Below are 24,888 nucleotides of genomic sequence, written 5' to 3'. Positions count from 1 at the left end.
TGGTTTCAGGAGGATATGATAATGGATTGCAAACTTCGCGCCAAAAACTGCGGCGGCTGCCCGATGCTGGCCACCGAATACGCCGCACAGCTCAAAAAGAAAGAGGCCGACGTCCGCGCCCTGCTGGGCAAATACGGCCCCATCTCCCCCATCCGGGGGATGGAAACGCCCTACCACTACCGCAATAAAGTGATTTCCACCTTTGCCCCCGCTGCCGGTGGAAAACTCACCTCCGGCATCTACGCGGCTCGCACCCACAAGGTGCTTCCGGTGGAGAGCTGTCTTTTGCAGGACGAGGTACTGGACAAGGTGATGCTGGCCGTCCGCGCGGCCGCCAACGCCTGCCGCTACCAGCCCTTCAACGAGGACAAAGGCACCGGCCTGCTCCGCCACTGCCTGCTCCGCCGGGGCGTCGCCACCGGTCAGGTGATGGTGGTGCTGGTCACGGCCCAGCCCGTGCTGCCCGGCGCGAAGAACTTCGTGAAAGCCCTGCTGTCCGAGGCCGAAAAGCGGGGCGTCCCCGTCACCACCGTCGTACAGAACTACAATCCCCGCCGCACCAGCGTCGTTCTGGGCGAGGACGAAAAAGTCCTCTACGGCAAGGGCTTCATCCTTGACACCCTCTGCGGCAAGACCTACGCCCTCAGCCCCCGCAGCTTCTATCAGGTGAACCCCGTCCAGACCGCCGTGCTCTACGGGCTGGCCGTCGATGCCGCCCACCTCACCGGCAAAGAAGTCGTCCTCGATGCCTACTGCGGCATCGGCACCATCGGCCTGACGGCCTCTGACAAGGCCCGGCAGGTGGTGGGCGTGGAAGTGAACCGGGATGCCGTCCGGGACGCCATCGGCAACGCAAAGCACAACGGCGTAAAAAACGCCCGCTTCTTTGCCGCTGACGCCACCGCGTGGATACGGGAAGCCGCCGACGCGGGCCAGAAGGCCGACGTCGTCTTCATGGACCCGCCCCGGGAGGGTTCGACGCCCGCCTTCATCGAGAGCGTGGCCCGCATGGCCCCGAAGCGCATCGTCTACGTCAGCTGCAACCCCGAGACGATGGCCCGCGACCTCGCTCTCCTGACCCAGAAAGGCTACCGCGCCGAAGACTTCACGCCGGTGGATATGTTCCCCCACAGCGCACATTGCGAAGTGGTCGGGTCGCTGGTTCGTATAAAATAAAAGAGGAAAAAGATATGGCATCGTTTTCTGGCATCAAGAACACCCTGCTGGCTGAGCAGGTGGAAGAACAGCTGTACGAGTACATCACAAAGCTGCCCCTGAAGGCAGGCGACAAACTGCCCAACGAATTCAAGCTGGCGGAGATGTTCGGGGTAGGCCGCAGCACAGTGCGGGAAGCCGTAAAGCTCCTGGTTTCCCGGAACGTCCTCGAGACGCGGCGCGGCTCCGGTACCTATGTAAAAGACCTCGTCCCCACTGACCTCGACCCTCTGAATCTGCGCAACGTAGAAGATAAGGTCACACTGGCCATGAATCTGGTGGACCTGCGCCTCATCCTGGAGCCGGGCATCGCCGAGCTGGCAGCCTACAACGCCACCGACGAAGAGATCGAACATCTGAAAGACCTGTGCGACACTGTGGAATATAAGATAGACCATGACCTCTATTACATCCAGGACGACATCGATTTCCACACCTACATCGCCCGGTGCAGCAAAAACAAGGTGGTGGAGCAGATCATCTCCATCATCGAGACTGCGGTGCTGATGTTCGTGAACCTGACCCACCGCCGCCTGCGGCAGGAGACCATCATCACCCACCGCGCCATCACAAAATCCATCGCCGAGCACGACCCCGTAGGGGCGCGCAGCGCCATGACGATGCACATTTCCTATAACCGGGCCGCCATCAAAGAGATCTACGATGCACGGAACCGGGAGCTGGAAAATCAGGAACAATGACACTGCAGAGAGGTGCTACGGCACCTCTTTTTTTGATTTTCAGGCTGCTGTTTTGCGGCAAAAGTTGTCTGACTGATTTTGCAAAAAAGTTTACATTTTCGATTTAATTCGTTCACGCGACGAAATTTTCCTTCATTTTTGAGCAAAATGCACAATCAAAAAATCGCGTAATGTGGGAAAAGTAGAAGCTTTCGGAAACAACTTGCTGTGAAAATCCAGAAGTGGTATCATGAAGCCAGAAAAAGTCGTGCGACAATTTTCCTGTTCAGAGCATCAAGAAAAGGAGAAAACAATGAAGTTGAAAACCGGTATCATCGGCTGCGGAAAGGTCGGCGATTTCCATGCAAAGGCATACGCCCAGCTGGAGAACAGCGAGTTCACTGCCGTGTGTGACGCCAATCTGGAGCGTGCAAAAGCCTTCGCAGAGCGATACAATGTCCACGCCTACTCGGACATTGCGGAGATGATCCAGAAAGAACATCTGGACGTCGTCAGCGTCTGCACCCCGCACCCCATCCACTGCGACCCCGCTGTGACCGCAGCGGAGAACGGCTGCAACGTCCTCATCGAGAAGCCTCTGGCTTCCAGCCTCGCTGACTGCGACCGCATTATCGAGGCAGGCGACAAGAACCACGTCACCATCGGCACGATGGTGCAGCGCCGCTTCTACCGCCCTTGTATGCGCATCCACGAAGCCATCGAGGCTGGCAAGATCGGCAAGCCGGTGCTGGGCATGGTCACCATGCTGGGCTGGCGTGATAAGGCCTACTACGACAGCGACGCATGGCGCGGCACCTGGAAGGGCGAAGGCGGCGGCGTTCTGGTCAACCAGGCACCCCATCAGCTCGACCTGCTGCTGTGGTACATGGGCGACGTCGATGAAGTATACGGCGTCTGGAAGAATCTGAACCACCCCTACATCGAAGTGGAAGATACCGCCGTGGCCGTCGTCAAATTCAAGAGCGGCGCCGTGGGCAACATCGTGGTCAGCAACAGCCAGAACCCCGCCCTCTACGGCAAGGTACACGTCTTCGGCGAGAACGGTGCAGGCGTGGGCGTCCAGACCGACGGCGGCGCAATGTTCATCGCCGGTATGTCCACCATCACCGAGCCGCCTTACAACGACCTGTGGACCGTTGAGGGCGAGGCCGACAAGCTGGAGGACTGGAAGAAGGGCGACTGCGACTTCTTCAACAGCGTGGACTCCATGTACTACTACCATCAGGAGCAGATCAAGGACTTTCTCCACGCCGTGGAGACCCACACTAAGCCCCTGGTGGACGCCCGGGACGGCCGCAAGACCGTGGAGCTGTTCGAGGCCATCTACCGCAGCACCCAGACCAACTCCGTCATCAAATTCCCCATCCGCTGAGATGGGCAAAAAGGAGTGCTGCTGCTTATGAAGACCTCTTATAATGAAGCCTGCGCCCGCGACTGCTCTACTCTGGAAAAGGATCTCGCCCTCTGCGAGAAAGCCGGCTTCGATTACATCGAAATACGACTCGATCTGCTCCGGGGCTGGCTCAAGGAGCACACGGTAGAGCAGCTCAAGGAATTTTTCGAAACGCATCGGCTCAAACCCCACGCCATCAACGCCGTCTACTTGCATCAGGGGATGCTGCCGGACGAAACGCCCGACTGGGATGACCCCGCCATGCAGGACTTCAAGCTGGCCTGTGAGGTGGGCAGCGCCATCGGCAGCGGCTACGTCATCATCGTGCCGCCCCTCGACCCCAGCGGGGTGTTCACCGGTGATGCAGCCGCCGCAGAGCAGGAGTGCATCCGCATCCTGAAAAAGCTCTCGGCGCTGGCCCGGCCCTACGGCATGAAGCTCTGCTTCGAGCTGGTTGGCCTGCGCAAGAGCTGTGTGCGCAGCATCGAGGCCGCCGACCACATCGTGCGGGCCGTGGACGAGGACAATGCAGGCTTCGTGTTCGATTCCTACAACATCCACCTCAACGGTCACTGCAACGATTTCAGCGCCATCAAAAACGTGCAGCCCGAAAAGATCTTTGCCGTCCACCTGATGAGCGCCGACGACGTCCCCGAAAGCGAGATGGGGCAGGACAAGCGCTGCTTTGCCGGCACCGGCGTCGTGGACACCGACAGCTTTTTGCAGACCCTGAAATGCTGCGGCTACGACGGCATGGTCTCGGTGGAGACCTTCCGCCCCGAATACTGGGCCAAGACCCCTGAGTGGGTCATCGAGAACGCCTATCGTACGACCTATGCCGCACTGGAAAAGAACCAGTGCCTGTAAGCTTAAAAGGAGTACATTATGTCACCTCTACATTTTGTAATCATGCTGATCGTCGCGATCATCATCCTGACCGTTCTGACCCTGAAATTCAAGATGCACCCGGTCATGGTGCTGTTCCTTACCGCCACCTTCTGCGGTCTGGCCTCCGGCAAGACCCTTGTAGACACCTTTGCTGCCATTACCAAATACTTCGGCTCGACCTTAGGCTCCATTGGTGTTATGATTATTTTTGGTGCAGTCATTGCATCGGGCATCAATGACACCGGCGCTGCCACCAGCATGGTCAACTTCTTCATCAAGAAGTTCAAGGGCAAGTGCCTTGAGCTGGCACCGTCCCTGACCGGCTTCATCATGAGCATCCCCGTCTTCGGCGACATCGCCATCATCCTGAACGCCCCCATCTCCGCCATCCTTGCCAAGCGCAAAAAGCTGGGTATGCAGCAGGTCGCTCCCTTCGTTAACCTCGGCCTGACTCTGACCCACGGTCTGGTGCCTCCCACCCCCGGCATCCTGGCTGTCTCCATCCTGCTGGGCGCTGACATCGGCACTGTCATTATCATCGGCCTCATCTGCTCCGTCATCTCCTTCGTTGTCTGCTACCTCGGCCTGCGTCCTGTCTACGCCAAGGGCGAGTACGTCGCTCCGCTGCCCCAGTACACCGAGGGCATCGAGGCTGTGGAAGACACCAACGATGTAAACGCCCTGCTCATCAAGGAGGACAACACCCCCAGCGCCGGCGCTTCCTTCCTGCCCCTGCTTCTGCCTGCCGTGATGATCGCCATCGGCTCCATCGGCAAGCTGTTCACTGAGGAAGGCTCCTCTGCCTATAACTTCTTCAACACCTTCGGCAACACCGTTCTGGCTCTGTTCATGGGCATCATCGCTGTCGGCTGCCTGATCTTCGGCCGCAAGGACAAGGTCGTCAAGAAAGCCAATGCTGACGGCACCGGCTGCAAGCTGACCGAGAAGAGCTCCTGGTTCGAGATCGTCATGAACAACTGGGTGGGCCGCGCCCTCCAGATCGCCATCGGCGCTCTGCTCATCACCGCTATGGGCGGTGCCATGGGCGGCATCCTCCGCGAGAACGAAGCCATCGCCACCATCGGCGGCATGATCGCCGAGAGCAGCTTCCCCGCCGTTCTGGTGCCCTTTATCATGGCAGCCATCCTCATGACCGTCTGCGGTTCCATGACCACCGCCGCCATGACTGCTGCAGGTCTGATGGGCGGCCTGATGACCGTTCTGGGCCTCGACCCCGTCCTGACCACTCTGGCCATCGGCGCCGGCTCCATGGTCGGCTGGCACGTCAACAACAGCGGCTTCTGGATCTTCACCTCCCTGTACGGCTTTGACACCAAGCAGGGCCTGAAGTACTTCACCACCACCAACGCCCTCGGCGGCATCGTGGCTTTCATCGTGCTGGTCATCCTCCACGCAGTCGGCCTCGTCTAAAATATCATTCGCACACACCAAATATCATGGAAGATACAGGGATTTGTTATGGAACTCACTAGTCAAAAAATGCGCAAGCTGGCTCCCGAGCTGGACCCGCTCCGTCTGGGTACCGGCTGGACGCCGGATGAACTTTCCAAGCCTCAGATCATCGTAGAAAGCACCTTTGGCGACAGCCACCCCGGCAGCGGCCATCTGGACAAGCTGGTCAACGCCGCCTGCAAGGGCGCAGCCGAGGCCGGCGGCCACGGCGCCCGGTACTTTGCCACCGACATCTGTGACGGCGAGAGTCAGGGTACCGACGGCATCAACTTCAGCCTCGCCAGCCGCGAGATGATCGCCAATATGATCGAGATCCACGCCAACGCGACCCCCTTTGACGGCGGCGTCTATATTTCCAGTTGTGACAAGGGTATGCCCGCGAACCTCATGGGCCTGGCCCGGGTGAACATCCCCTCGGTGGTGGTCACCGGCGGCACCATGCACGCAGGCCCGGAGCTGCTGACGCTGGAGCAGCTGGGTATGTACAGCGCAAAGTATGAGCGCGGCGAGATCGACGAAGCAAAGCTCAACTGGGCCAAGCAGAACGCCTGCCCCAGCTGCGGTGCCTGCAGCTTCATCGGCACCGCCTCCACCATGCAGATCATGGCTGAGGCTCTGGGTCTGGCCCTGCCGGGCAGCGCCCTGCTGCCGGCCACCAGCCCCGACCTGGTGGAGTACGCCCGCCGGGCCGGCTATCAGGCCGTCGTCCTCGCAAAACAGGGCCTGCGCCCCAGCGACATCGTGACGATGGACAGTTTCGAGAACGCTATCATGGTCCACGCGGCCATCTCCGGCTCCACCAACGCCCTGCTCCATCTGCCTGCCATCGCCCATGAATTTGGCATCTCCATCGACGGCGACACCTTTGACCGTCTCCACCGCGGCGCAAAGTACCTGCTGGACATCCGCCCGGCCGGCCGCTGGCCCGCAGAGTTCTTCTACTATGCCGGCGGCGTGCCTGCCATCATGGAGGAGATCCGGGATGTGCTCCATCTCGACGCCATGACCATCACCGGCAAGACGCTGGGCGAGAATCTGGACGAGCTGAAGGCGAACGGCTTCTACGAGCACTGCCAGCAGCTGTTGGACGAGGCGAATGCCCGCTGCGGCATCAAGCTGACCCGCGCCGACATCATCCGCCCGGCTTCCGACCCCATCGGCACCGACGGCAGCATCGCCATCCTGAAGGGCAACCTTGCCCCGGAGGGCGCGGTCATCAAACACACCGCCTGCCCTAAGGAGATGTTCCAGGCTGTGCTCCGCGCTCGCCCCTTCGACAGCGAAGAGGAATGTCTGGACGCCGTGCTCCACCACAAGGTGGAAAAGGGCGACGCCGTCTTCATCCGCTACGAAGGCCCTCAGGGCAGCGGCATGCCGGAGATGTTCTACACCAGCGAGGCCATCAGCTCGGACAAGGAGCTGGGCCGCAGCATCGCCCTCATCACGGATGGCCGCTTCTCCGGTGCATCCACCGGCCCCGTCATCGGCCACTGCAGCCCTGAGGCCCAGACCGGCGGTCCCATCGCTCTGGTGGAAGAGGGCGACCTCATCGAGATCGACATCCCCGCTCGCAAGCTGAACATTATCGGCATCAAGGGGGAGCGCAAGTCCCCCGAAGAGATCGACGCCGTGCTGGCTCAGCGCCGCGCTGCCTGGAAGCCGAAGCCCCGCCGTTACAAGCGCGGCACCCTGCGGCTGTTCAGTGAGCACGCCGCCAGCCCCATGAAGGGTGCCTACCTCGAGTATAACGACTAAGCTATTTTCTCATTCTCAAAACCTCCATCCTCTGCTTTGCAGAAAACCGCCCGGACGATGACCGTCCGGGCGGTTTTCATTTTATATTCTTTTATTCTTACAGCCCGAACAGGGCCAGCAGGCGGTGCCACAGGCGGAGGAAGAAATTGCCCTCCGAGGCGTTGTCTGCCGCCGTCTCCACCGGAGCCGTTTCGGCGGGCGTCTCGGCGGTCTTGTAGAGGAACTTCACCCGGCTGGACGCACCCTCGGGTACACCGGCAAAGCTGGTGTAGTCGGCGAGACGGCTGGTCATCTCTTCCACCACGGTCTGCAGGGCGTGGAGCTGGTCGGCGTCCAGTGCACCGGTGAGCTGAGAAATGCCCTCCTCATTGAACTGCACGAGGCCGCCGCTGAGCTGGTCGGTGCCGTTCTGGAGCTGGAGCACACCGTCATACAGGGCGGATGCGCCGCTGGCCAGCTGAGCGCTTCCGGCCTTGGCGGTGTGTGCGCCGTCAGCGGCTGCGGCCACGCCGTCGGCGTACTGGCCGACGCTGGACACGAAGAACTGTATCTGGCCCAGATTTTCTTTCAGGGCGCGGACGCTGGCCATATCCTCGCTGTTGGCGGTCTGGTAGACCATCTCGTCGTGGATCTTCTGCTGGGCGTCGCTGTCGGTGAGCTTTTTCAGCCAGCCCATGATGAAATCGGGCGAAAAGCTCTGCATCAGGCGCAGAGCGGCCTCAAGGTCGTGGTCGGTCCTGGTGGCCGCGAGGTAGAGCGCGATGTCCAGCTGGCTGGCCTTGAACTGCGGAGCCTGCTCCCAGATGGTGCGCACCATCTTTTTGCGGCCTGCCGCCAGCGTCTTGTCGCCCAGCGAGAGGATGTCGTCAATGACGGCTTCATACGTATCCCACGTCATGGGGGTGTCGATGAGGCCGTTCTCCATGAGGGTCTGGTTGGCGGAGTCCAGCACGCCGTCGGCCACCTGCTGTGCGCCGGAAGTCAGGGCGGCGTTGTTGGACGTCAGGGTGTCCAGCCCTTCCGTCAGCTGTCCGAGACCGCTGTCCAGCTGGTTGACCCCATCCAGCAGAGCCAGCGAACCGGCGGCAAGCTGTGCCGCACCCGCTTTCAGCTGCGATGCACCGTCCAGCAGCTGGTTCATGGCATCATTCAGCGCCGCGATGCCGTCGGTCAAATCGTTGAGGCTGTCAAGGTCGAAGACCTCATCCCCCTGCCCCAGTGCCTCGGCACTCGCCGCACAGGCCAGCAGGATCTGAGGTGCCGTCAGCGACTCCACGTCGGCCTCCACGGTCACGCTGTCCTGTAAGTACTCAGCCACGCCGTTCACCTGCTCGGGAAGCAGGCCCTCGAGGGAATCCTTCACGCCCGGCAGGGTGACGAAGGCCGCCACGCTGCTCTTGGCCGCACTTTCCAGCAGGCCGTTTACAGCGTTGACATTGCTGGCGTCATCGCCCAGCACGACGCCCACCGCCGTGACCAGCGGGGTGACGATGGTGCGCTCTTTGCCGTTCACTGTCACCTTGCCGGTCTCATTGTTGGTCAGGTCGATGGTGAGCACGAGGTGGCCGCTCTGGCCCAGAAGCTCGCTGAGCGGGGCGGTCCTGCCGTCCAGCGTGTAGGTCACTTTGGCAGAGATGGGCAGCTGACGGTCCGTGTCGCCCTTGTAGTAAACATCGGTGTCGTCGGTGTTCCAGACCAGCGTATCGCCATTCTGGGTGTACTCGGCGAAGCTCTCGGTGTTCACGATGTTTTTCAGGGTGGACCTGTCCTCCACACCGGCGAGGCCGTCGGCATTGTAAAGATGCTCGCTGACGGTGGTCTTGGTGACAGAGCCGTCCGCTGCCATGACGGCATACACCGTCTCATCCTTCGAGAAGGGCGCCCTGGTCGCCGCAAAAGCGGGCTGACAGAGGCTGACCGTCAGGGTCAGGGCAAGCGCCGCAGAGCCAGCGCGGCGCAGAAAATTCTGAGTTTTTCTCATAGCATTCACTCCTTTGCAGCGTTGGGGGCGTTGAGCCAGTGGTAGGTGGTGCGGCAGATGAGGCCGTCCAGCAGCATCAGGCCAGCGGGCAGCACCAGCAGGATGACCACCATACTGATGAGCGCACCCCGGGAGATGAGCATACAGATACTTTTCAGCAGCTCCACCTTGCTGATGGCCGCGACGCCGAAGGTGGCCGCGAAGAAGGTCAGGCCGCTTGTCAGGATGCTCTGGCTGCAGTGCTCGAGGGCCTGCTGTGCCGCCGCCTTGGGCGAGCGGAGGGCCAGCCGCTCCTCGCGGTAGCGGGTGGTCATGAGGATGGAGTAGTCCACCGTCGCGCCCAGCTGGATGGTGCCGATGACGATGCTGGCGATGAAGGGCAGCGAGTCGTCGATAAAGTACGGGATGCCCATGTTGATGGCAATGGCCGCTTCGATGCTGGCCACCAGCAGAATCGGCACCGACAGGCTGCGGAAGGACAGCGCGATGATGACCAGCACCGCCGCGATGGACCAGATGTTGACATTTTTGAAGTCCTCGTCTGCGATCTCCACGAGGTCTTTCATCATGGCACCCTCGCCGGTGACGAGGCCCTCGGGGTCTGCCTCCTTGACGAGGCGGACCAGCTCGTCCACCTGCGCGTTCAGCGCGTCGCTGCCCGACTTATAACGGCCATTGGCGAGGATGAGCTTGTAACCGCCGTTCTGGACGATGTTTATCAGCTCGTCGGGCAGAAGTTCCGTCTCAAAGCCCGGGCCGGTGATGGAGTCGAGGCTCACCACCTGGGTGATGCCGTCCACCTCCTTTATCTCATCGCAGAGGGTGGACACCTGGGAAGCGGTCAGCTCTTCCCGTACGAGAATGAAGTGGTTGGTCATCATGCCGAAGTCTTCGCCCAGCTTGTTCGTACCCACGATGCCGGGCATATCCTGCGGAAGAGCGGCAAAAATGTTGTAGTAAATATCGGTCTTGCTCTGGGCCAGCCCGAAGGGGATCATCAGCAGGATGAACACCACCACGACGGGCATCGGGTGCTTCGAAACAAAATGGCTCAGGTGGGTGAGCTTGGGCATAAAGGTGCGGTGGCGGTATTTTTCCACCCACTTATCGAAGAAGAGAATGAGCGAGGGCAGGATGACGATGGTGCAGATGACGCCCAGCACCACGCCCTTTGCCATGACGATGCCGAGGTCTGCGCCCAGCGTCAGCTGCATGGCGCAGAGGGCCAGAAAGCCCGCAATGGTCGTCAGGCTGGACGCCGTGATGGAGCTCATGGTCTTACAGATGGCGTTCTCCATGGCCTCTTCGTTGGAGGCACAGAGCTTCTTTTCCTCGTCGTAGCGGTGGAGCAGGAAGATGGAGAAGTCCATCGTCACGCCCAGCTGCAGAACAGCCGCCAGCGACGCGGTGATAAAGCAGACCTGACCGAGAAAAATATTCGTGCCAAAGTTATAGACCAGCGGGAAGAGCAGCCCCAGCATGAACAAAAACGGCGTGAGCCAGCTTTCCAGCGAGAGGAACAGCACCAGCAGACAGCCGCCCACGGCGCAAAGCACATACCAGGGCATCTCGCCCATGACCAGCTCTTTGGTGTCGCTCAGGATGACGCTGATGCCGCCGAAGAAGCAGTCCTTCCGGAGTATCTTCTTGATTTGGGCCACGGCCTGCATCGTCTCTTCGCTGACGCTGGAGCCGCCCAGCTGGACGATGAGGATGGTGGAGTCGTTCTTGCCGAACATAAACTGCTGGACATCCGCCGGCAGCATCTCCGTCGGCACTGCCGGGTCCAGCACGTCGCTGAGCCAGAAGGTGTTCAGCACGTCCGGCACCTCGTCGATCTCGGCCTTCATGGCCAGCAGCTCGTTGGTGGGCATCCCCTCCACGGTTATCATGTTGGTGGACGCCAGATGGTAATCCGTTTCCAGCAGCAGCTGACCCACGCGGGAGTCCAGCTCCTGAGGCAGGTAAGAAAGGATGTCATAGTTGATGGGCGTGGCAATGGCTCCCACTGCCGCCGGGATGAGCAGCAGGACCGCCACGATGAGGATGAGCCTGCGCATCTTCACGATGGCCCTCGCTAATTTTTTCATTCATTTCCTCCCATTTTATCGTTCCGAAGAAAAACAACTTTTCTCGTTTTTCCGACACACATTATTATAGTACACTCACCCGGGGTGTCAAGAGACAGCTCTGCCGACGTTCTGCCTCTCCCTTTGCAAAACAAAAAGCGGGGCGCACAGGTGGTCAAGTCTGTGTGTCCCGCATTTTGTTCTTTTTTGCACAGGCCGCCGTACCAGAGCGCCCCGCGCTGCGCGCAGGGAAAGCGGAGCAAACCATAAGCCGCTTTCTCTTTTCAATAGATAGGAGAATGGAATGGAGGAACCGAATCGCCTCAAAGAGAGTTGCAGGCATCCCTTTGCAGTGAATCGGAGGAGCTTTGGTTAGGTTTAACTAACCTCGCCGTGACAACAGGATACCATAGTTTGTCATGACTGTCAAGCCTGTTTTTCAAATTTTCAAAAAATTTTTCTCCGGCGGCCTCCATGAGCATTTTTCATAACAAAAACCGCCATCTCTTGTAGAAAATCCACAGGTTCCCTCTTGCTTTTTCTGAGAATCACTGTTATTATATTGTCAGGCCGTTGCAGTCGGACTCGATTGCCTGTCTGCAGCGGCTCATAAACAGCGCAGGGGTTGCCATCCAAATACCTCTGCGCCCTGTACCACCCTGTCTTTCAGAAACCGCAATCGGCGGCTTTTTTAAGGCGGAACAGTTAGACTGCTCTAACTAATTATTGCAAAACAGATTGGTCGGAGCGTCAGGAACGGAGCAAGGAGGTTCCAATGATCGATTTTGAACAGTGGGAAGGCTTTGAAGGCCGCATCTGGAAAGAGGAAGTCAACGTCCGCGACTTTATCCAGAAGAACTACACCCCTTATGACGGCGACGAGTCTTTCCTGGCTGGCCCCACCGAGGCCACCGATAAGCTCTGGGGCGCACTGCAGAAGCTGCAGAAGGCCGAGCGTGCCAAGGGCGGCGTGCTGGATATGGAGACCGAGGTCGTCAGCGGTCTGACCGCGTACGGCCCCGGCTACATCGACGAGAGCCTGAAAGAGTTTGAGCAGATCGTCGGCCTGCAGACCGACAAGCCCCTGAAGCGTGCATTCATGCCCTACGGCGGCATCAAGATGGCGGAGCAGGCCTGCACTACCTACGGCTACCAGCCCTCTGAAGAGCTGCACAAGATCTTCACCGACTACACCCGCACCCACAATCAGGCTGTGTTCGATGCCTATACCCCCGAGATGAAGACCGCCCGCCACACCCACATCATCACCGGCCTGCCCGACACTTATGGCCGTGGCCGTATCGTCGGCGACTACCGCCGTGTGGCACTGTACGGCATCGACGCCCTCATCAAGTTCAAGCAGGAAGACTTCGCCAACTGCGGCGACGGCACCATGACCGATGACGTCATCCGCCTGCGCGAAGAGATCGCACGCCAGATCAACGCCCTGAAGGGCATGAAGAAGATGGCCGAGGCTTACGGCTGCGACATCTCTCAGCCCGCTAAGACCGCCAAGGAAGCCTGCCAGTGGCTGTACTTCGGCTATCTGGCCGCCATCAAGACCCAGAACGGCGCCGCTATGAGCGTGGGCCGCATCTCCACCTTCCTCGATATTTATATCCAGCGCGATCTGGACAAGGGCATCCTGACCGAGAGCGAGGCTCAGGAGCTCATCGACCACATGGTCATGAAGTTCCGCATGGTCAAGTTCGCCCGCATCCCCAGCTACAACCAGCTGTTCTCCGGCGACCCCGTCTGGGCAACGCTGGAAGTGGGCGGCATCGGCATGGACGGCCGCAGCATGGTCACCAAGAACTGCTACCGCTTCCTGCATACCCTCGAGAACATGGGCCCTGCACCGGAGCCGAACCTGACCGTTCTGTACTCCTCTGCTCTGCCTGAGAACTTCAAGAAGTACGCCGCCAAGGTGTCCATCAACACCAGTTCCGTCCAGTACGAGAACGACGACGTCATGAAGCCCGTCTGGGGCGACGATTACTCCATCTGCTGCTGCGTGTCTGCTACCCAGACCGGCAAGGAGATGCAGTTCTTTGGCGCACGTGCCAACCTGGCAAAGTGCCTGCTCTACGCCATCAACGGCGGTGTGGATGAGAAGAGCCACGAGCAGTGCGGCCCCAACTACGCCCCCATCACCGGCGAGTACCTGAACTACGACGAGGTGCTGCCCAAGTACGTCCAGATGCTGGACTGGCTGGCCGGCCTGTACGTCAACGTGCTGAACCTCATCCAGTATATGCACGACAAGTACTACTATGAAGAGGCTGAGATGGCCCTCATCGACACCGATGTCCGCCGCACCTTCGCCACCGGCATCGCCGGCTTCTCCCACGTCATCGACTCCCTGAGCGCCATCAAGTACGCCAAGGTCAAGGTCGTGCGCGACGAGATGGGTCTTGCCACCGGCTTCGAGGTCGAGGGCGACTTCCCGAAGTACGGCAACGACGATGACCGCGCCGACGAGATCGGCGTCTGGCTGCTGCGCACCTTCCTTGAGATGATCAAGAAGCGCCACACCTACCGCAACTCCGAGGCTACCACCTCCATCCTGACCATCACATCCAACGTGGTCTACGGCAAGTACACCGGCGCTCTGCCCGATGGCCGTGCCGCATTCACCCCGTTCGCACCCGGTGCCAACCCCAGCTACGGCGCAGAGCAGAACGGCCTGCTGGCCTCTCTGAACTCCGTGGCCAAGCTGCCCTACCACTGGGCTCTGGACGGCATCTCCAACACTCAGACCATCAACCCCGACGCTCTGGGCCACAGCGAGGGCGAGCGCATTGAGAATCTGGTGCAGGTCATGGACGGCTACTTCGACCAGGGCGCACACCACCTGAACGTCAATGTCTTCGGCAAGGAGAAGCTCATCGACGCTATGGAGCACCCCGAGAAGGAGGAGTATGCAAACTTCACCATCCGTGTCTCCGGCTACGCCGTCAAGTTCATCGACCTGACCCGCGAGCAGCAGATGGACGTCATCTCCCGTACCTGCCATGCAGCTCTGTAACCCCATCGGATACGTCCACTCGCTGGAGACTTTCGGTTCTGTGGACGGCCCCGGCGTCCGCTTCGTCGTCTTTTTGCAGGGGTGCGCCCTGCGGTGCAAATACTGCCACAACCCGGAGACATGGGCTGAGGGCGGCGAGGAATGGACGGTGGACAAGCTCTTCCAGCGGGTGTGGCGCTACCGCAACTACTGGGGCAAAAAGGGCGGCATCACGGTCAGCGGCGGCGAGCCGCTGCGCCAGATGGAGTTCCTGACGGCGTTCTTCGAGCTGGCGCGCTCCAAGGGCGTGCATACGGCTCTGGACACCGCCGGTCAGCCCTTCCGCCCCGACGATGCGGCCTATCTGGCCGATTTTGACCGGCTGATGAAGTCCACCAGCCTCGTCATCCTTGATTTGAAGGAGATCGACCCGGAGAAGCACCGCAGGCTCACCGGAAGGGACAACGCGAACATCCTTGCGATGGCGCGCCACATCTCCGACCTCGGCGTGCCGCTCTGGATACGCCATGTTCTCGTCCCCGGCCTGACGGACGACGAAGACGGCCTGCGGAAGACCGCAGAGTTCATCTCGTCCCTCAAGACGGTGCAGCGGGTAGAGGTACTGCCCTACCACACGCTGGGCCTCTTCAAGTGGCAGAAGCTCGGCATCCCTTATCCCCTGCCCGATGCTGTCCCGCCCACGGCGGAACAGGTCAAGCGGGCCGAGGAGCTGCTGGAAGTCAGCAAATATACAAGCTGAAAAAATCAGCTGATATAAAACAAAGAGGCGTGACCGCAAGGTCACGCCTCTTTTACTTTTTGTAATTTAGCCGCCCAGATATGCGCTGCGGACACGCTCGTTGGTCAGCAGCTCAGCACCGGTGCCATCCATGACCACGCGGCCCGTCTCGAGGACGTAGGCGCGGTCTGCCACGGAAAGGGCCATCTGTGCATTCTGCTCGACCAGCAGGATGGTCATGCCCTCTTTGTGGATGTTCTGGATGATGTCGAAGATCTCCTGCACCAGCAGGGGCGACAGACCCATGGAGGGCTCGTCCAGCATCAGCATGGAGGCGTTGCTCATCAGAGCACGGCCCATGGCCAGCATCTGCTGCTCGCCGCCGGACATGGTGCCGGCCAGCTGCTTGCGGCGCTCCTTCAGGCGGGGGAAGAGCTCAAAGACCTTCTCCTTGTTGGGAGCGATGGTGGAAGCGGGCTGGGTATAAGCGCCCATGTCCAGATTCTCTTCCACGGTCATATGCAGGAAGACATGACGGCCTTCCGGCACCTGTGCCAGACCGGCCTCGACGATTTTATGAGCGCGGACGCCCTTGATGCTCTTGCCCTTGTAGAGGACGTCGCCGGTCTTCGGGTGGAGCAGGCCGGAGATGGTCTTCAGGGTGGTGGATTTACCGGCACCGTTGGCACCGATGAGGGTGACGATCTCGCCCTCGTTCACCTCGAAGGAGACATCCTTGACTGCGTGGATGTTGCCATAAAAGACGTTGATATTATCAACTTTCAGCAAAGTCTGTGCCATCGTTCAGCCCTCCTTCTTGCCCAGGTAGGCTTCGATGACCTGGGGATTGTTGCGGATCTCGTCCGGCGTACCCTTGGCGATGATGCGGCCAAAGTTCAGCACGGCGATGCCCTCGCAGATGCCCATGACGAGGCTCATATCATGCTCGATGAGCAGGACGGCGATGTTGAACTCGTCGCGGATGCGGCGGATGGTCTCCGTCAGCTCTGCGGTCTCGGAGGGGTTCATGCCAGCGGCCGGCTCGTCCAGAAGCAGCAGCTTCGGGCTGGTAGCCAGCGCGCGCATGATCTCCAGACGGCGCTGTGCGCCGTAGGGCAGGCTGCCGGCCTGTGCATCGGCGAGGTCGGCCATGTGGAAGATGTCCAGCAGCTCGAAAGCACGTTCGGTGCAGCGCTTCTCTTCCTTCCAGTATTTGGGCAGGCGGATGAGAGAGGAGCCCAGATTGTACTTCATGGACTCGTGGAGGCCCACCTTGATGTTGTCGATGACGGACAGGTCCTTGAACAGGCGGATATTCTGGAAAGTACGAGCCACACCCATCCGGTTGACCTGATAGGTCTTTTTGCCGGCGGTGGGCATCCCATCGATGAGGATGGAGCCGCGGGTGGGCTGGTAGACGTTGGTCAGCAGGTTGAAGACGGTGGTCTTACCGGCGCCGTTGGGGCCGATGAGGCCGGTGATCTCGTTGCGGCCGATCATCAGGTTGAAGCCGTCCACGGCGGTCAGGCCGCCGAAGTCGATGCCCAGTTCACGGACGTCGAGGATGGGCTTCTTATCCTTGTCGCGGTCGGTCAGGAAGCCGCCGGAAGGGACGCTGTGTAACTTAGTCTGGAACTCACTCATGGTCTGCGCCCTCCTTGTCAGCATTCTTCTTGTGGAACAGCTCGCCGTTCATGACCTTTTCCACGATGCGGCTCATGGAGAAATCGTAGCTGCCCAGCAGTCCGCCCGGACGGAAGATCATCATCAGGACGAGCACCAGCGAGTAGATGACCATGCGGTAGCTGTCGAAGCTGCGGGTAGCCTCGGGCAGGATGGTCAGGACGGTAGCGGAGAGGATGGAACCCAGCATGGAGCCCATGCCGCCCAGAACCACCATGACCAGGATCTCGATGGACTTCATGAAGCCGAAGGTGGAGGGGTTCAGAACGCCGATGTAGCAGGCGTACAGACCACCGGCCAGACCGGCAAAGGCAGCAGAGAAAGCGAAGGCCATGACCTTATAATAAGTAGTCTGGATGCCGCAGCTCTCGGCAGCGATCTCGTTGTCACGGATGGCGAGGACGGCACGGCCATGGCGGCTCTTCATCATGGCATGGATGAGGAAGCAGGTGATGACCACACAGAGGAAGACATTGGCGAAGTTGGAGTACTTGGGGATGTTCTTGAGGCCCTTGGAGCCGTAGAACAGGCTGTAGCCCAGCACATCGTCGATGTTGTTCAGGGTGATGCGGATGATCTCGCCGAAGCCCAGGGTCAGGATGGCCAGATAGTCACCGGTCAGACGAAGAGCCGGGACGCCGATGAGGACGCCAAACAGGCCGGCCATCACAGCGCCCAGTGCAAGGCCGATGGCAAAGGAAACGCCATCGGGCAGAGGGCTGTACTTGGTGAAGAGGGCGCAGGTGTAAGCACCCACGGCCATGAAACCGGCGTGGCCCAGCGGCAGCTGGCCCAGATAGCCGGTGGCCACGTTCAGGGACACGGCCAGGATGATGTTGATGCCCACGGTCATGAGCACCTTGTTCTGGTAAGTGGAGAGCATGTTGCCGGTCATGTAGGAAAGGGCCAGGAACAGCAGCACCACCAGCACGGCGTTCATGAGGTAGCGCACGGGCATTTTGAGCGTTTTGCGATTCTTGTTCATCTTCATGCCCTCCTTACACCTTTTCCTGCACCTTGCGGCCAAGGAAGCCCGTGGGCTTGAACAGCAGCACGATGATGAGGATGGCGAACGTGACGGCGTCCTTCCAGGCAGACAGGCCGATGGCGGAGACGAAGCACTCGCACAGGCCGATGACGATGCCGCCGACCATTGCGCCCGGGATGGAGCCGATGCCGCCCAGAACGGCGGCGACGAAGGCTTTCAGGCCCAGCATGGAGCCCATGGTGGGAGTGGCCTGCGGGTAGGAGCAGCAGTACAGCACCGAGCCGATGCCGGCCAGTGCAGAGCCGACCGCGAAGGTAAAGGAGATGGTGCTGTTGACGTTGATGCCCATCAGGCGGGCAGCGTCCATATCCTCAGAGACGGCGCGCATGGCCTTGCCAAGCTTGGTCTTCTGGACGAGGAAGGTCAGCACCAGCATGGACAGCACGGTGACCACCAGCGTGATGATGGAGGTCAGGCCCAGAGGCACTTTGCCCAGATAGAAGGTCTTGTTGTCGTAGTAAGACGGGATGACCTTTGCGCCCGAGCCCATGACCAGCTCAGCCGTGTACTCGAGGAAGAACGACACGCCGATGGCCGTGATGAGCAGAGAGATACGGGGTGCGCTGCGCAGCGGGGTGTAGGCGATCTTTTCGATGACTACGCCCAGCAGCGTACAGGTGAGGATGGTGGCACAGACCGCCGTGACCGGGCCGAGGCCCAGCTGGTTCATGACGAACCAGGACATGTACGCGCCCACCATGATAACGTCGCCGTGGGCAAAGTTCAGCAGCAGGATGATGCCGTACACCATGCTGTAGCCCAGTGCGATCAGTGCATAGATGCTGCCCAGCGACAAGCCGTTGATGAGCTGGCTGAAAAACACTGTCATGGATGGATACTTCCTTTCTTTCCGGCGCTGTTGCACGCCTTATGTGGGGATACACTTTTTTACCAAAAAAGCGGAGATCACCGGGGCAATACTGTTCCGGCGTTCTCCGCAGTCGGGTCAATTTACGATCATTCGGATCTCAGCGGCGCTTCCATCACCGGTCGATGGAAGAAAGCTGGGATCAGAACATTTCCTTCAGCACCGGCTTGCCGTCCACATAGGTCAGGATAGCAGTCTGCTTGACGGGGTCGTGATGCTCGTCGAAGGTGAAGGTGCCGGTAATGCCGTCGATGGTGCCGGAGGCAATGGCATCGATGACAGCCTGCTTGTAATCGTCGGTGCCAGCCTCGAGACCGGCATCCTCAGCAGCCTGCAGGCCGTAGACGACGGTCTTTGCTGCATCGTAGCCCAGAGGAGAGAAGCCGTTGGGGTACTCCTCACCGTACTCTGCCTTGTAGGCATCCTCAAACTCGGCGTTGGAGCCCTTTGCGTAGTTCGCGCAGAAGTAAGTGTCCTTCAGCTGATCGTTGGTGGCGTAGCCTTCCAGACCATCCCAGCCGTCGCCGCCCAGGAACGGAACGGTCAGGCCGACGCTCTCAGCCTGAGACAGGATCTGGCCCACTTCCTCGTAGTAGTTGGGGCAGAAGACGGTCTCGGGGTCCTTGCCGAGGATGGTGGTCAGCTGAGTCTTGAAGTCCACGTCGCCCTCAGAGTAGCTCTCCTGATCGACGATGGTGCCGCCCAGAGACTCGAACTCGTTGACGAAGTTCTCTGCCAGACCCTCGTTGTAGTCAGCACCCTTCTTGAAGATGACGGCTGCCTTGGTGTAGCCCAGCTTCTGGTATGCGTAGTCAGCCATCTTGATGCCCTGGAACGGGTCGGTGAAGGTGGCACGGAAGACGTTTGCGTTCACGGTATCGGTCTCGGCATCGTAGGTGACAGCCTCAGCGGTAGCGGAAGCGGTGACCATGGGCATATTGTAGTCTGCGCTCTCAGCAACGACTGCCAGAGTCGGGGTGGTGGTAACGTCGCCGATCAGAGCGGTCATGCCCTCGTCCACCATCTTGGTGAAGCAGTTGACAGCCTGCGTAGCGTCGCCCTGCTCGTCCTCGGTGAGGATCTCGATCTGCTTGCCGTTGATGCCGCCGTTGGCGTTGACCTGCTTCAGGTACAGGGTAGCACCGTTGACAACAGCCTGACCGTAAACGGAGACGTTGCCGCTCAGGGGACCCATAACGCCGACCTTGATGGTGTCGCCGGAAGCAGCTGCTGCGGTAGAACCGGAAGCGGCAGCAGTGGAAGCTGCGGTGCTGGAAGAGCCGCCGCAGGCAGTCAGAACACCGGCAGCAGCCACGACACCGGCAGCAGCCAGAAAGTTACGACGAGAGATCATGTTTTTCATAAGTCTATATCCTCCTGATATTTGGAAGCGTTCGTGTTATTTGCAGCCATCGCGCGCGGCCCATGAGCCAGTGTCCCGAAAAGCTGTTAAGGAAGCAGTGCTCCCTTCCCTCAAAGCAGCTCTGCTTCCTTGAGTCTTATTATAAGCACTTCGGTGCAAGTCCGCAATTCACAAATCGTCCATAGTTTTGGAGGGGTTTCGGGTAAAACTCGCTATTTTTCACAAAATCAAGCGTCGCTTTTTGGTTACTTTTTCAAATTGTTCACCTGAGAAAAACAGAACATGAAAGCAATTCATGAGTAACAAAAAGATGACACAACTTTCCTCTCCTGAAGTTTGCTACTGCTAACATCACTGCATCCTCTTGCATCCCGGGCCGAATCATGGTAGGATAATGTCGGTTAGTTAGCATATACTATCCAAATGAGAACAGCGCATCCATTCCTATTATATATGGAGGTACAAATCATGAACTATCTTGAGATCGTAGACGTTCAGGGCCGTGAGATCTTGGACTCCCGCGGCAATCCCACTGTTGAGGCTGAGATCACCCTCGCCGACGGCACCGTGGCCCGGGGCTGCGCACCGTCCGGCGCATCCACCGGCGAGTTCGAAGCTCTGGAGCTGCGCGACGGCGACAAGGGCCGTTATCTGGGCAAGGGCGTCACCAAAGCCGTAGAGAACATCAACACCGTCATCGCTGATGCTGTCATCGGCATGGATGCTTCCGACATCTACGCCATCGACAAGGCTATGATCGACGCCGACGGCACCAAGGACAAGTCCAAACTGGGCGCAAACGCCATTCTGGCCGTTTCCATCGCTGCCTGCCGCGCTGCTGCCACTTCGCTGGACATGCCCCTCTACCGCTTCCTCGGCGGCGTGAACGGCAACCGCCTGCCCGTCCCCATGATGAACATCCTGAACGGCGGCGCACACGCCTCCAACACCGTGGACACTCAGGAGTTCATGATCATGCCCGTGGGCGCACCTTCCTTTAAGGAGGGCCTGCGCTGGTGCGCTGAGGTCTTCCACGCTCTGGCTTCCATCCTGAAGGCAAAGGGTCTGGCTACCTCCGTGGGCGACGAGGGCGGCTTCGCTCCCAACCTGTCCAGCGACGAGGAGACCATTGAGACCATTCTGGCCGCCATCGAGAAGGCCGGTTATCTTCCCGGCAAGGACTTCATGCTGGCCATGGACGCTGCTTCCTCCGAGTGGAAGAGCCCCAAGGGCAAGGGCTTCTACAAGCTGCCTAAGGCCGGCACCGAGTTTACCTCCAGTGAGCTCATCGCACACTGGAAGAAGCTGGTGGAGAAGTACCCCATCATCTCCATCGAGGACGGTCTGGACGAAGAGGACTGGGAAGGCTGGCAGGAGATGACCCGCGAGCTGGGCGGCAAGGTCCAGCTGGTGGGCGACGACCTGTTCGTCACCAACACCGAGCGTCTGGCCAAAGGCATCCAGCTGGGTGCCGGCAACGCCATCCTCATCAAGCTGAACCAGATCGGCTCCGTATCTGAGACTCTGGAAGCCATCAAGATGGCTCACAAGGCCGGCTATACCGCCATCAGCTCTCATCGCTCCGGCGAGACTGAGGACACCACCATCGCCGACCTGGCCGTAGCCCTGAACACCTGCCAGATCAAGACCGGCGCCCCCAGCCGCACCGAGCGTGTGGCAAAGTACAACCAGCTGCTGCGCATCGAGGAGCAGCTGGGCGGCAGCGCCGTCTACCCCGGCATGGCTGCCTTCAACGTGAAGCGTTAACTCAGACTCTGCGACAGGAGCGCCAGTCCCGGCTTTGCCGGAGCTGGCGCTCTTTTTTGTCATTTCCATGTCAATTTGTCTAAAGTATACAAGAAAAAACATTAAAACTCAGCAAATCGACTATTGCCAATTCGCAACTGATATATTAGAATATAAGTGAGAGAGCGAGGCACTCCTGCCGCGCATAAACGCAAAGCAATATGAACGGAGGACATCCACTATGCCTATGAAAATGGGTTGGCGCTGGTATGGCGAGGGCAACGACCCCGTCACCCTCAGCGACATCAAGCAGATCCCCGGCGTGACCAGCATCGTCTGGGCGCTGCACAACAAGATGCCCGGCGAGATCTGGGAGATCGACGAGATCCAGAAGGTCGCAGACCAGATCCACGCTTACGGCTTCGACATGGACGTTGTCGAGTCTGTCAACGTCCACGACGACATCAAGATCGGCCTGCCCACCCGCGATAAGTACATCGAGAACTACAAGCAGTGCATCCGCAACCTGTCCAAGTTCGGTGTCAAGGTCATCTGCTACAACTTCATGCCCATCTTCGACTGGACCCGCACCGACCTGTTCCACCCCGTCGGCGACGGCTCCACCGCACTGTTCTACGAGAAGGACAAGATCAAGGGCGACTACAAGTCCATGGCCGAGTACATCATGTCCTTCACTGAGAAGTACAACATGACCTTCCCCGGCTGGGAGCCGGAGCGCATGGCAAAGCTGGACGAGCTGTTCAAGGCCTACGCCCCTGTCACCAAGGAAAAGCTCTGGGAGAACCTGAAGTACTTCCTCGAAGCCCTGATGCCCACCTGCCGTGAGTGCGACATCAAGATGGCCATCCACATGGACGACCCCCCTTGGGACATCTTCGGCCTGCCCCGCCTGCTGGTGGATGCCGAGAGCATCGACCGCTTCCTGAGCATGGTGGACGACGAGTACAACTGCCTGACCCTCTGCTCCGGCAGCCTGAACGCCAACCCCAACAACAATGTGGCTGAGATCGTCCGCAAGCACTGCGACCGCATCGCATTCGCACACATCCGCAACATCCATCACTTCCCCAACGGCGACTTCTCCGAGGCTGCCCACCGCGACTGCTGCGGCGAGACCGGCATCATCGAGATCCTGCGCGCCTACCATGACTGCGGCTTCGAGGGCTACATCCGCCCCGACCATGGCCGTCAGCTGTGGGAGGAAGGCCCCGGCAGCTGCCGCCCTGGCTACGGCAAGTATGACCGTGCGCTGGGCATCCAGTATATGCTGGGCGTCTGGGACCTGCTGGACCGTCTGGACGAAGAGAAGAAGAAGGGCTGATATATCATGAAGCTGACTGATATTAAGAACGGCAATCTGTCCGCCGAGTGGGCAGAAAAGGGCTACGAGCTGCCCAAGTTCGACGTTGAGGCCGTCAAGGCCAAGACCCACGCAGAACCCACCTGGGTCCACTTCGGTGCCGGCAACATCTTCCGCGCATTCCCGGCTGCCATCCTGAACGACGCCCTGAACAGCGGCAAGTATGACCGCGGCGTCATCGTGGCCGAGAGCTTCGACTACGAGATCATCGACAAGGCTTATCAGCCTTACGACAACCTGAGCCTGCTGGTCTGCCTGAAGTCCACCGGCGACATCGAGAAGAAGGTCATCGCCTCCGTCACCGAGAGCCTGAAGGCTGACTACTCCTTCGGCGCTGACTGGGCTCGTCTGGTCGAGATCTTCCAGGCACCCAGCCTGCAGATGATCTCCTTCACCATCACCGAGAAGGGCTACGGCGTCGCTCCTGCTGACCTCGAGCGCGGCCTGACCCCCGTTCTGGCCATGGGCAAGGTCACTGCTCTGCTGTACGAGCGTTTCAAGGCCGGCAAGCTGCCCCTGACCGTCCAGAGCATGGACAACTGCTCTCACAACGGCGATAAGGTCAAGGCCGCAGTCTTTGCCTACGCTTCCAAGTGGGTCGAGCAGGGCCTGGTCCCCGCCGAGTTCCTGGCCTACGTCAAGGACGAGACCAAGATCACCTTCCCCTGGAGCATGATCGACAAGATCACTCCCCGCCCGGATGCCAAGGTCCAGAAGATGCTGGCTGACGACGGTTTTGAGGACAACTACACCATCGTCACCGAGAAGCACACCTTCACCGCTCCCTTCGTCAACGCCGAGGAGACCCAGTACCTCTGCATCGAGGACCACTACACCAATGGCCGTCCTCCGCTGGAGCTGGGCGGTGTCCTCTACTGCGACCGCGAGACCGTCGATAAGATCGAGAAGATGAAGGTCTGCACCTGCCTCAACCCCCTGCACACCGCCATGTCCATCTACGGCTGCATGCTGGGCTACACCCTCATCTCCGCTGAGATGGCTGATGAGGATCTGCGCAGCTTCATCCAGAAGATCGGCTACATCGAGGCGATGCCCGTCGTCGTTGACCCCGGCGTTCTGAACCCCTACGAGTTCATCGGCGCTGTCATCAACCGCCGTCTGCCCAACCCCTTCATGCCCGACGCTCCTCAGCGTATCGCCACCGATACCTCCCAGAAGCTGGCCATCCGCTTCGGCGAGACCATCAAGGCTTACGAGGCGCGCGGTCTGGACAAGTCCAACCTCGTGCTGATCCCGCTGGTGCTGGCAGGCTATGCCCGCTACCTGAAGGGTATCGACGACAACGGTCAGCCCTTCGAGATCTCCACTGACCCGCTGCTGGCTGAGCTGCAGGCCATCGTGGCTCCCCTGAAGGTGGAAGCCGGCGAGCAGGACTTCTCCTGCCTGAAGGCTCTGTACAGCCGCACCGACGTCTTCGGCGTGGACCTGTACGCCGTCGGTCTGGGCGAGAAGATCGAGTCCATGGCCAAGGAGCTGTTCGCAGGCCCCGGCGCTGTCCGCGCTACCCTGCACAAGTACGTCAAGGCCCGCTGATCTAAGCGTCCCCTGACTTCATAA

Annotated in this window: 18 protein-coding genes; 11 read left to right on the top strand and 7 right to left on the bottom strand. The window is 59.7% G+C overall.

Features of this window, described 5'->3' with window-relative positions; genetic code table 11:
- Window positions 1-21 precede the first annotated feature (21 nt).
- The 6 genes from rlmD to ilvD all read left to right on the top strand — a co-directional run bounded on the left by rlmD (window position 22) and on the right by ilvD (window position 7,425).
- Window positions 22-1,176 (top strand): 23S rRNA (uracil(1939)-C(5))-methyltransferase RlmD, encoded by a 1,155-nt coding sequence (gene rlmD / locus AAAU26_RS09675; protein ID WP_227618704.1) that lies wholly within the window; start codon window positions 22-24, stop codon window positions 1,174-1,176.
- Between the two features lie 14 nt (window positions 1,177-1,190).
- Window positions 1,191-1,916, top strand: a complete 726-nt coding sequence (locus AAAU26_RS09670; RefSeq protein ID WP_227618705.1) for a FadR/GntR family transcriptional regulator — start codon at window positions 1,191-1,193, stop codon at window positions 1,914-1,916.
- A gap of 292 nt (window positions 1,917-2,208) precedes the next feature.
- Entirely contained in the window at window positions 2,209-3,288 is a 1,080-nt protein-coding gene (locus tag AAAU26_RS09665; RefSeq protein WP_158396239.1) for a Gfo/Idh/MocA family protein, read from the top strand.
- A 27-nt stretch (window positions 3,289-3,315) separates the two neighbouring features.
- Window positions 3,316-4,176 carry a sugar phosphate isomerase/epimerase family protein gene (locus tag AAAU26_RS09660; RefSeq protein WP_227618706.1) on the top strand — a complete coding sequence of 287 codons (861 nt, stop codon included), beginning with the start codon at window positions 3,316-3,318 and terminating at the stop codon, window positions 4,174-4,176.
- A gap of 18 nt (window positions 4,177-4,194) precedes the next feature.
- Complete coding sequence (locus AAAU26_RS09655) at window positions 4,195-5,628, top strand: GntP family permease (RefSeq protein WP_227618707.1); 1,434 nt, start codon at window positions 4,195-4,197, stop codon at window positions 5,626-5,628.
- Window positions 5,629-5,676: 48 nt separating this feature from the next.
- The gene (ilvD, locus tag AAAU26_RS09650; RefSeq protein ID WP_227618708.1) at window positions 5,677-7,425 is read left to right on the top strand and encodes a dihydroxy-acid dehydratase; all 1,749 of its coding nucleotides are present in this window, start codon (window positions 5,677-5,679) and stop codon (window positions 7,423-7,425) included.
- A gap of 97 nt (window positions 7,426-7,522) precedes the next feature.
- Here the strand turns inward: ilvD and AAAU26_RS09645 are convergent, their stop codons facing one another.
- On the bottom strand, window positions 7,523-9,406 hold the full coding sequence (locus AAAU26_RS09645) for a hypothetical protein (protein WP_227618709.1): 1,884 nt from the start codon (window positions 9,404-9,406) through the stop codon (window positions 7,523-7,525).
- A gap of 5 nt (window positions 9,407-9,411) precedes the next feature.
- Entirely contained in the window at window positions 9,412-11,496 is a 2,085-nt protein-coding gene (locus AAAU26_RS09640) for an efflux RND transporter permease subunit (RefSeq protein ID WP_227618710.1), read from the bottom strand.
- A 754-nt stretch (window positions 11,497-12,250) separates the two neighbouring features.
- Here AAAU26_RS09640 and pflB point away from each other — a divergent pair.
- Window positions 12,251-14,503 carry a formate C-acetyltransferase gene (gene pflB, locus AAAU26_RS09635; protein ID WP_158400186.1) on the top strand — a complete coding sequence of 751 codons (2,253 nt, stop codon included), beginning with the start codon at window positions 12,251-12,253 and terminating at the stop codon, window positions 14,501-14,503.
- Complete coding sequence (gene pflA / locus AAAU26_RS09630; protein ID WP_217211302.1) at window positions 14,490-15,242, top strand: pyruvate formate-lyase-activating protein; 753 nt, start codon at window positions 14,490-14,492, stop codon at window positions 15,240-15,242. Before pflB ends, pflA begins: the two co-directional genes overlap by 14 nt.
- Before the next feature lie 66 nt (window positions 15,243-15,308).
- Here the strand turns inward: pflA and AAAU26_RS09625 are convergent, their stop codons facing one another.
- The 5 genes from AAAU26_RS09625 to AAAU26_RS09605 form a co-directional block, all read right to left on the bottom strand.
- Entirely contained in the window at window positions 15,309-16,022 is a 714-nt protein-coding gene (locus AAAU26_RS09625; protein WP_015565417.1) for an ABC transporter ATP-binding protein, read from the bottom strand.
- Window positions 16,023-16,025: 3 nt separating this feature from the next.
- Window positions 16,026-16,865 carry an ABC transporter ATP-binding protein gene (locus AAAU26_RS09620; protein WP_227618711.1) on the bottom strand — a complete coding sequence of 280 codons (840 nt, stop codon included), beginning with the start codon at window positions 16,863-16,865 and terminating at the stop codon, window positions 16,026-16,028.
- Complete coding sequence (locus AAAU26_RS09615) at window positions 16,858-17,889, bottom strand: branched-chain amino acid ABC transporter permease (protein WP_149793610.1); 1,032 nt, start codon at window positions 17,887-17,889, stop codon at window positions 16,858-16,860. Before AAAU26_RS09615 ends, AAAU26_RS09620 begins: the two co-directional genes overlap by 8 nt.
- A gap of 13 nt (window positions 17,890-17,902) precedes the next feature.
- Entirely contained in the window at window positions 17,903-18,781 is an 879-nt protein-coding gene (locus AAAU26_RS09610; RefSeq protein ID WP_158400188.1) for a branched-chain amino acid ABC transporter permease, read from the bottom strand.
- 181 nt (window positions 18,782-18,962) lie between these two features.
- The gene (locus tag AAAU26_RS09605) at window positions 18,963-20,183 is read right to left on the bottom strand and encodes an ABC transporter substrate-binding protein (protein WP_227618712.1); all 1,221 of its coding nucleotides are present in this window, start codon (window positions 20,181-20,183) and stop codon (window positions 18,963-18,965) included.
- Between the two features lie 468 nt (window positions 20,184-20,651).
- Here AAAU26_RS09605 and eno point away from each other — a divergent pair, with 468 nt between their 5' ends.
- The 3 genes from eno (at window position 20,652) to AAAU26_RS09590 (ending at window position 24,864) form a co-directional block, all read left to right on the top strand.
- Window positions 20,652-21,950: a phosphopyruvate hydratase gene (gene eno, locus AAAU26_RS09600; RefSeq protein ID WP_227618713.1), complete on the top strand. Its 1,299-nt coding sequence runs from the start codon at window positions 20,652-20,654 to the stop codon at window positions 21,948-21,950.
- Window positions 21,951-22,170: 220 nt separating this feature from the next.
- Window positions 22,171-23,271, top strand: coding sequence for a mannonate dehydratase (uxuA, locus tag AAAU26_RS09595; RefSeq protein ID WP_015565411.1), 1,101 nt, complete (start codon window positions 22,171-22,173; stop codon window positions 23,269-23,271).
- A 6-nt stretch (window positions 23,272-23,277) separates the two neighbouring features.
- Window positions 23,278-24,864 (top strand): mannitol dehydrogenase family protein, encoded by a 1,587-nt coding sequence (locus tag AAAU26_RS09590; RefSeq protein WP_227618714.1) that lies wholly within the window; start codon window positions 23,278-23,280, stop codon window positions 24,862-24,864.
- Window positions 24,865-24,888 lie beyond the last annotated feature (24 nt).

This window comes from Faecalibacterium longum (assembly GCF_040094125.1).
Classification (GTDB): domain Bacteria; phylum Bacillota; class Clostridia; order Oscillospirales; family Ruminococcaceae; genus Faecalibacterium; species Faecalibacterium longum.
Note: the sequence above shows the minus strand (reverse complement) of the source record. Positions and strands in the feature narration are given on the sequence as shown.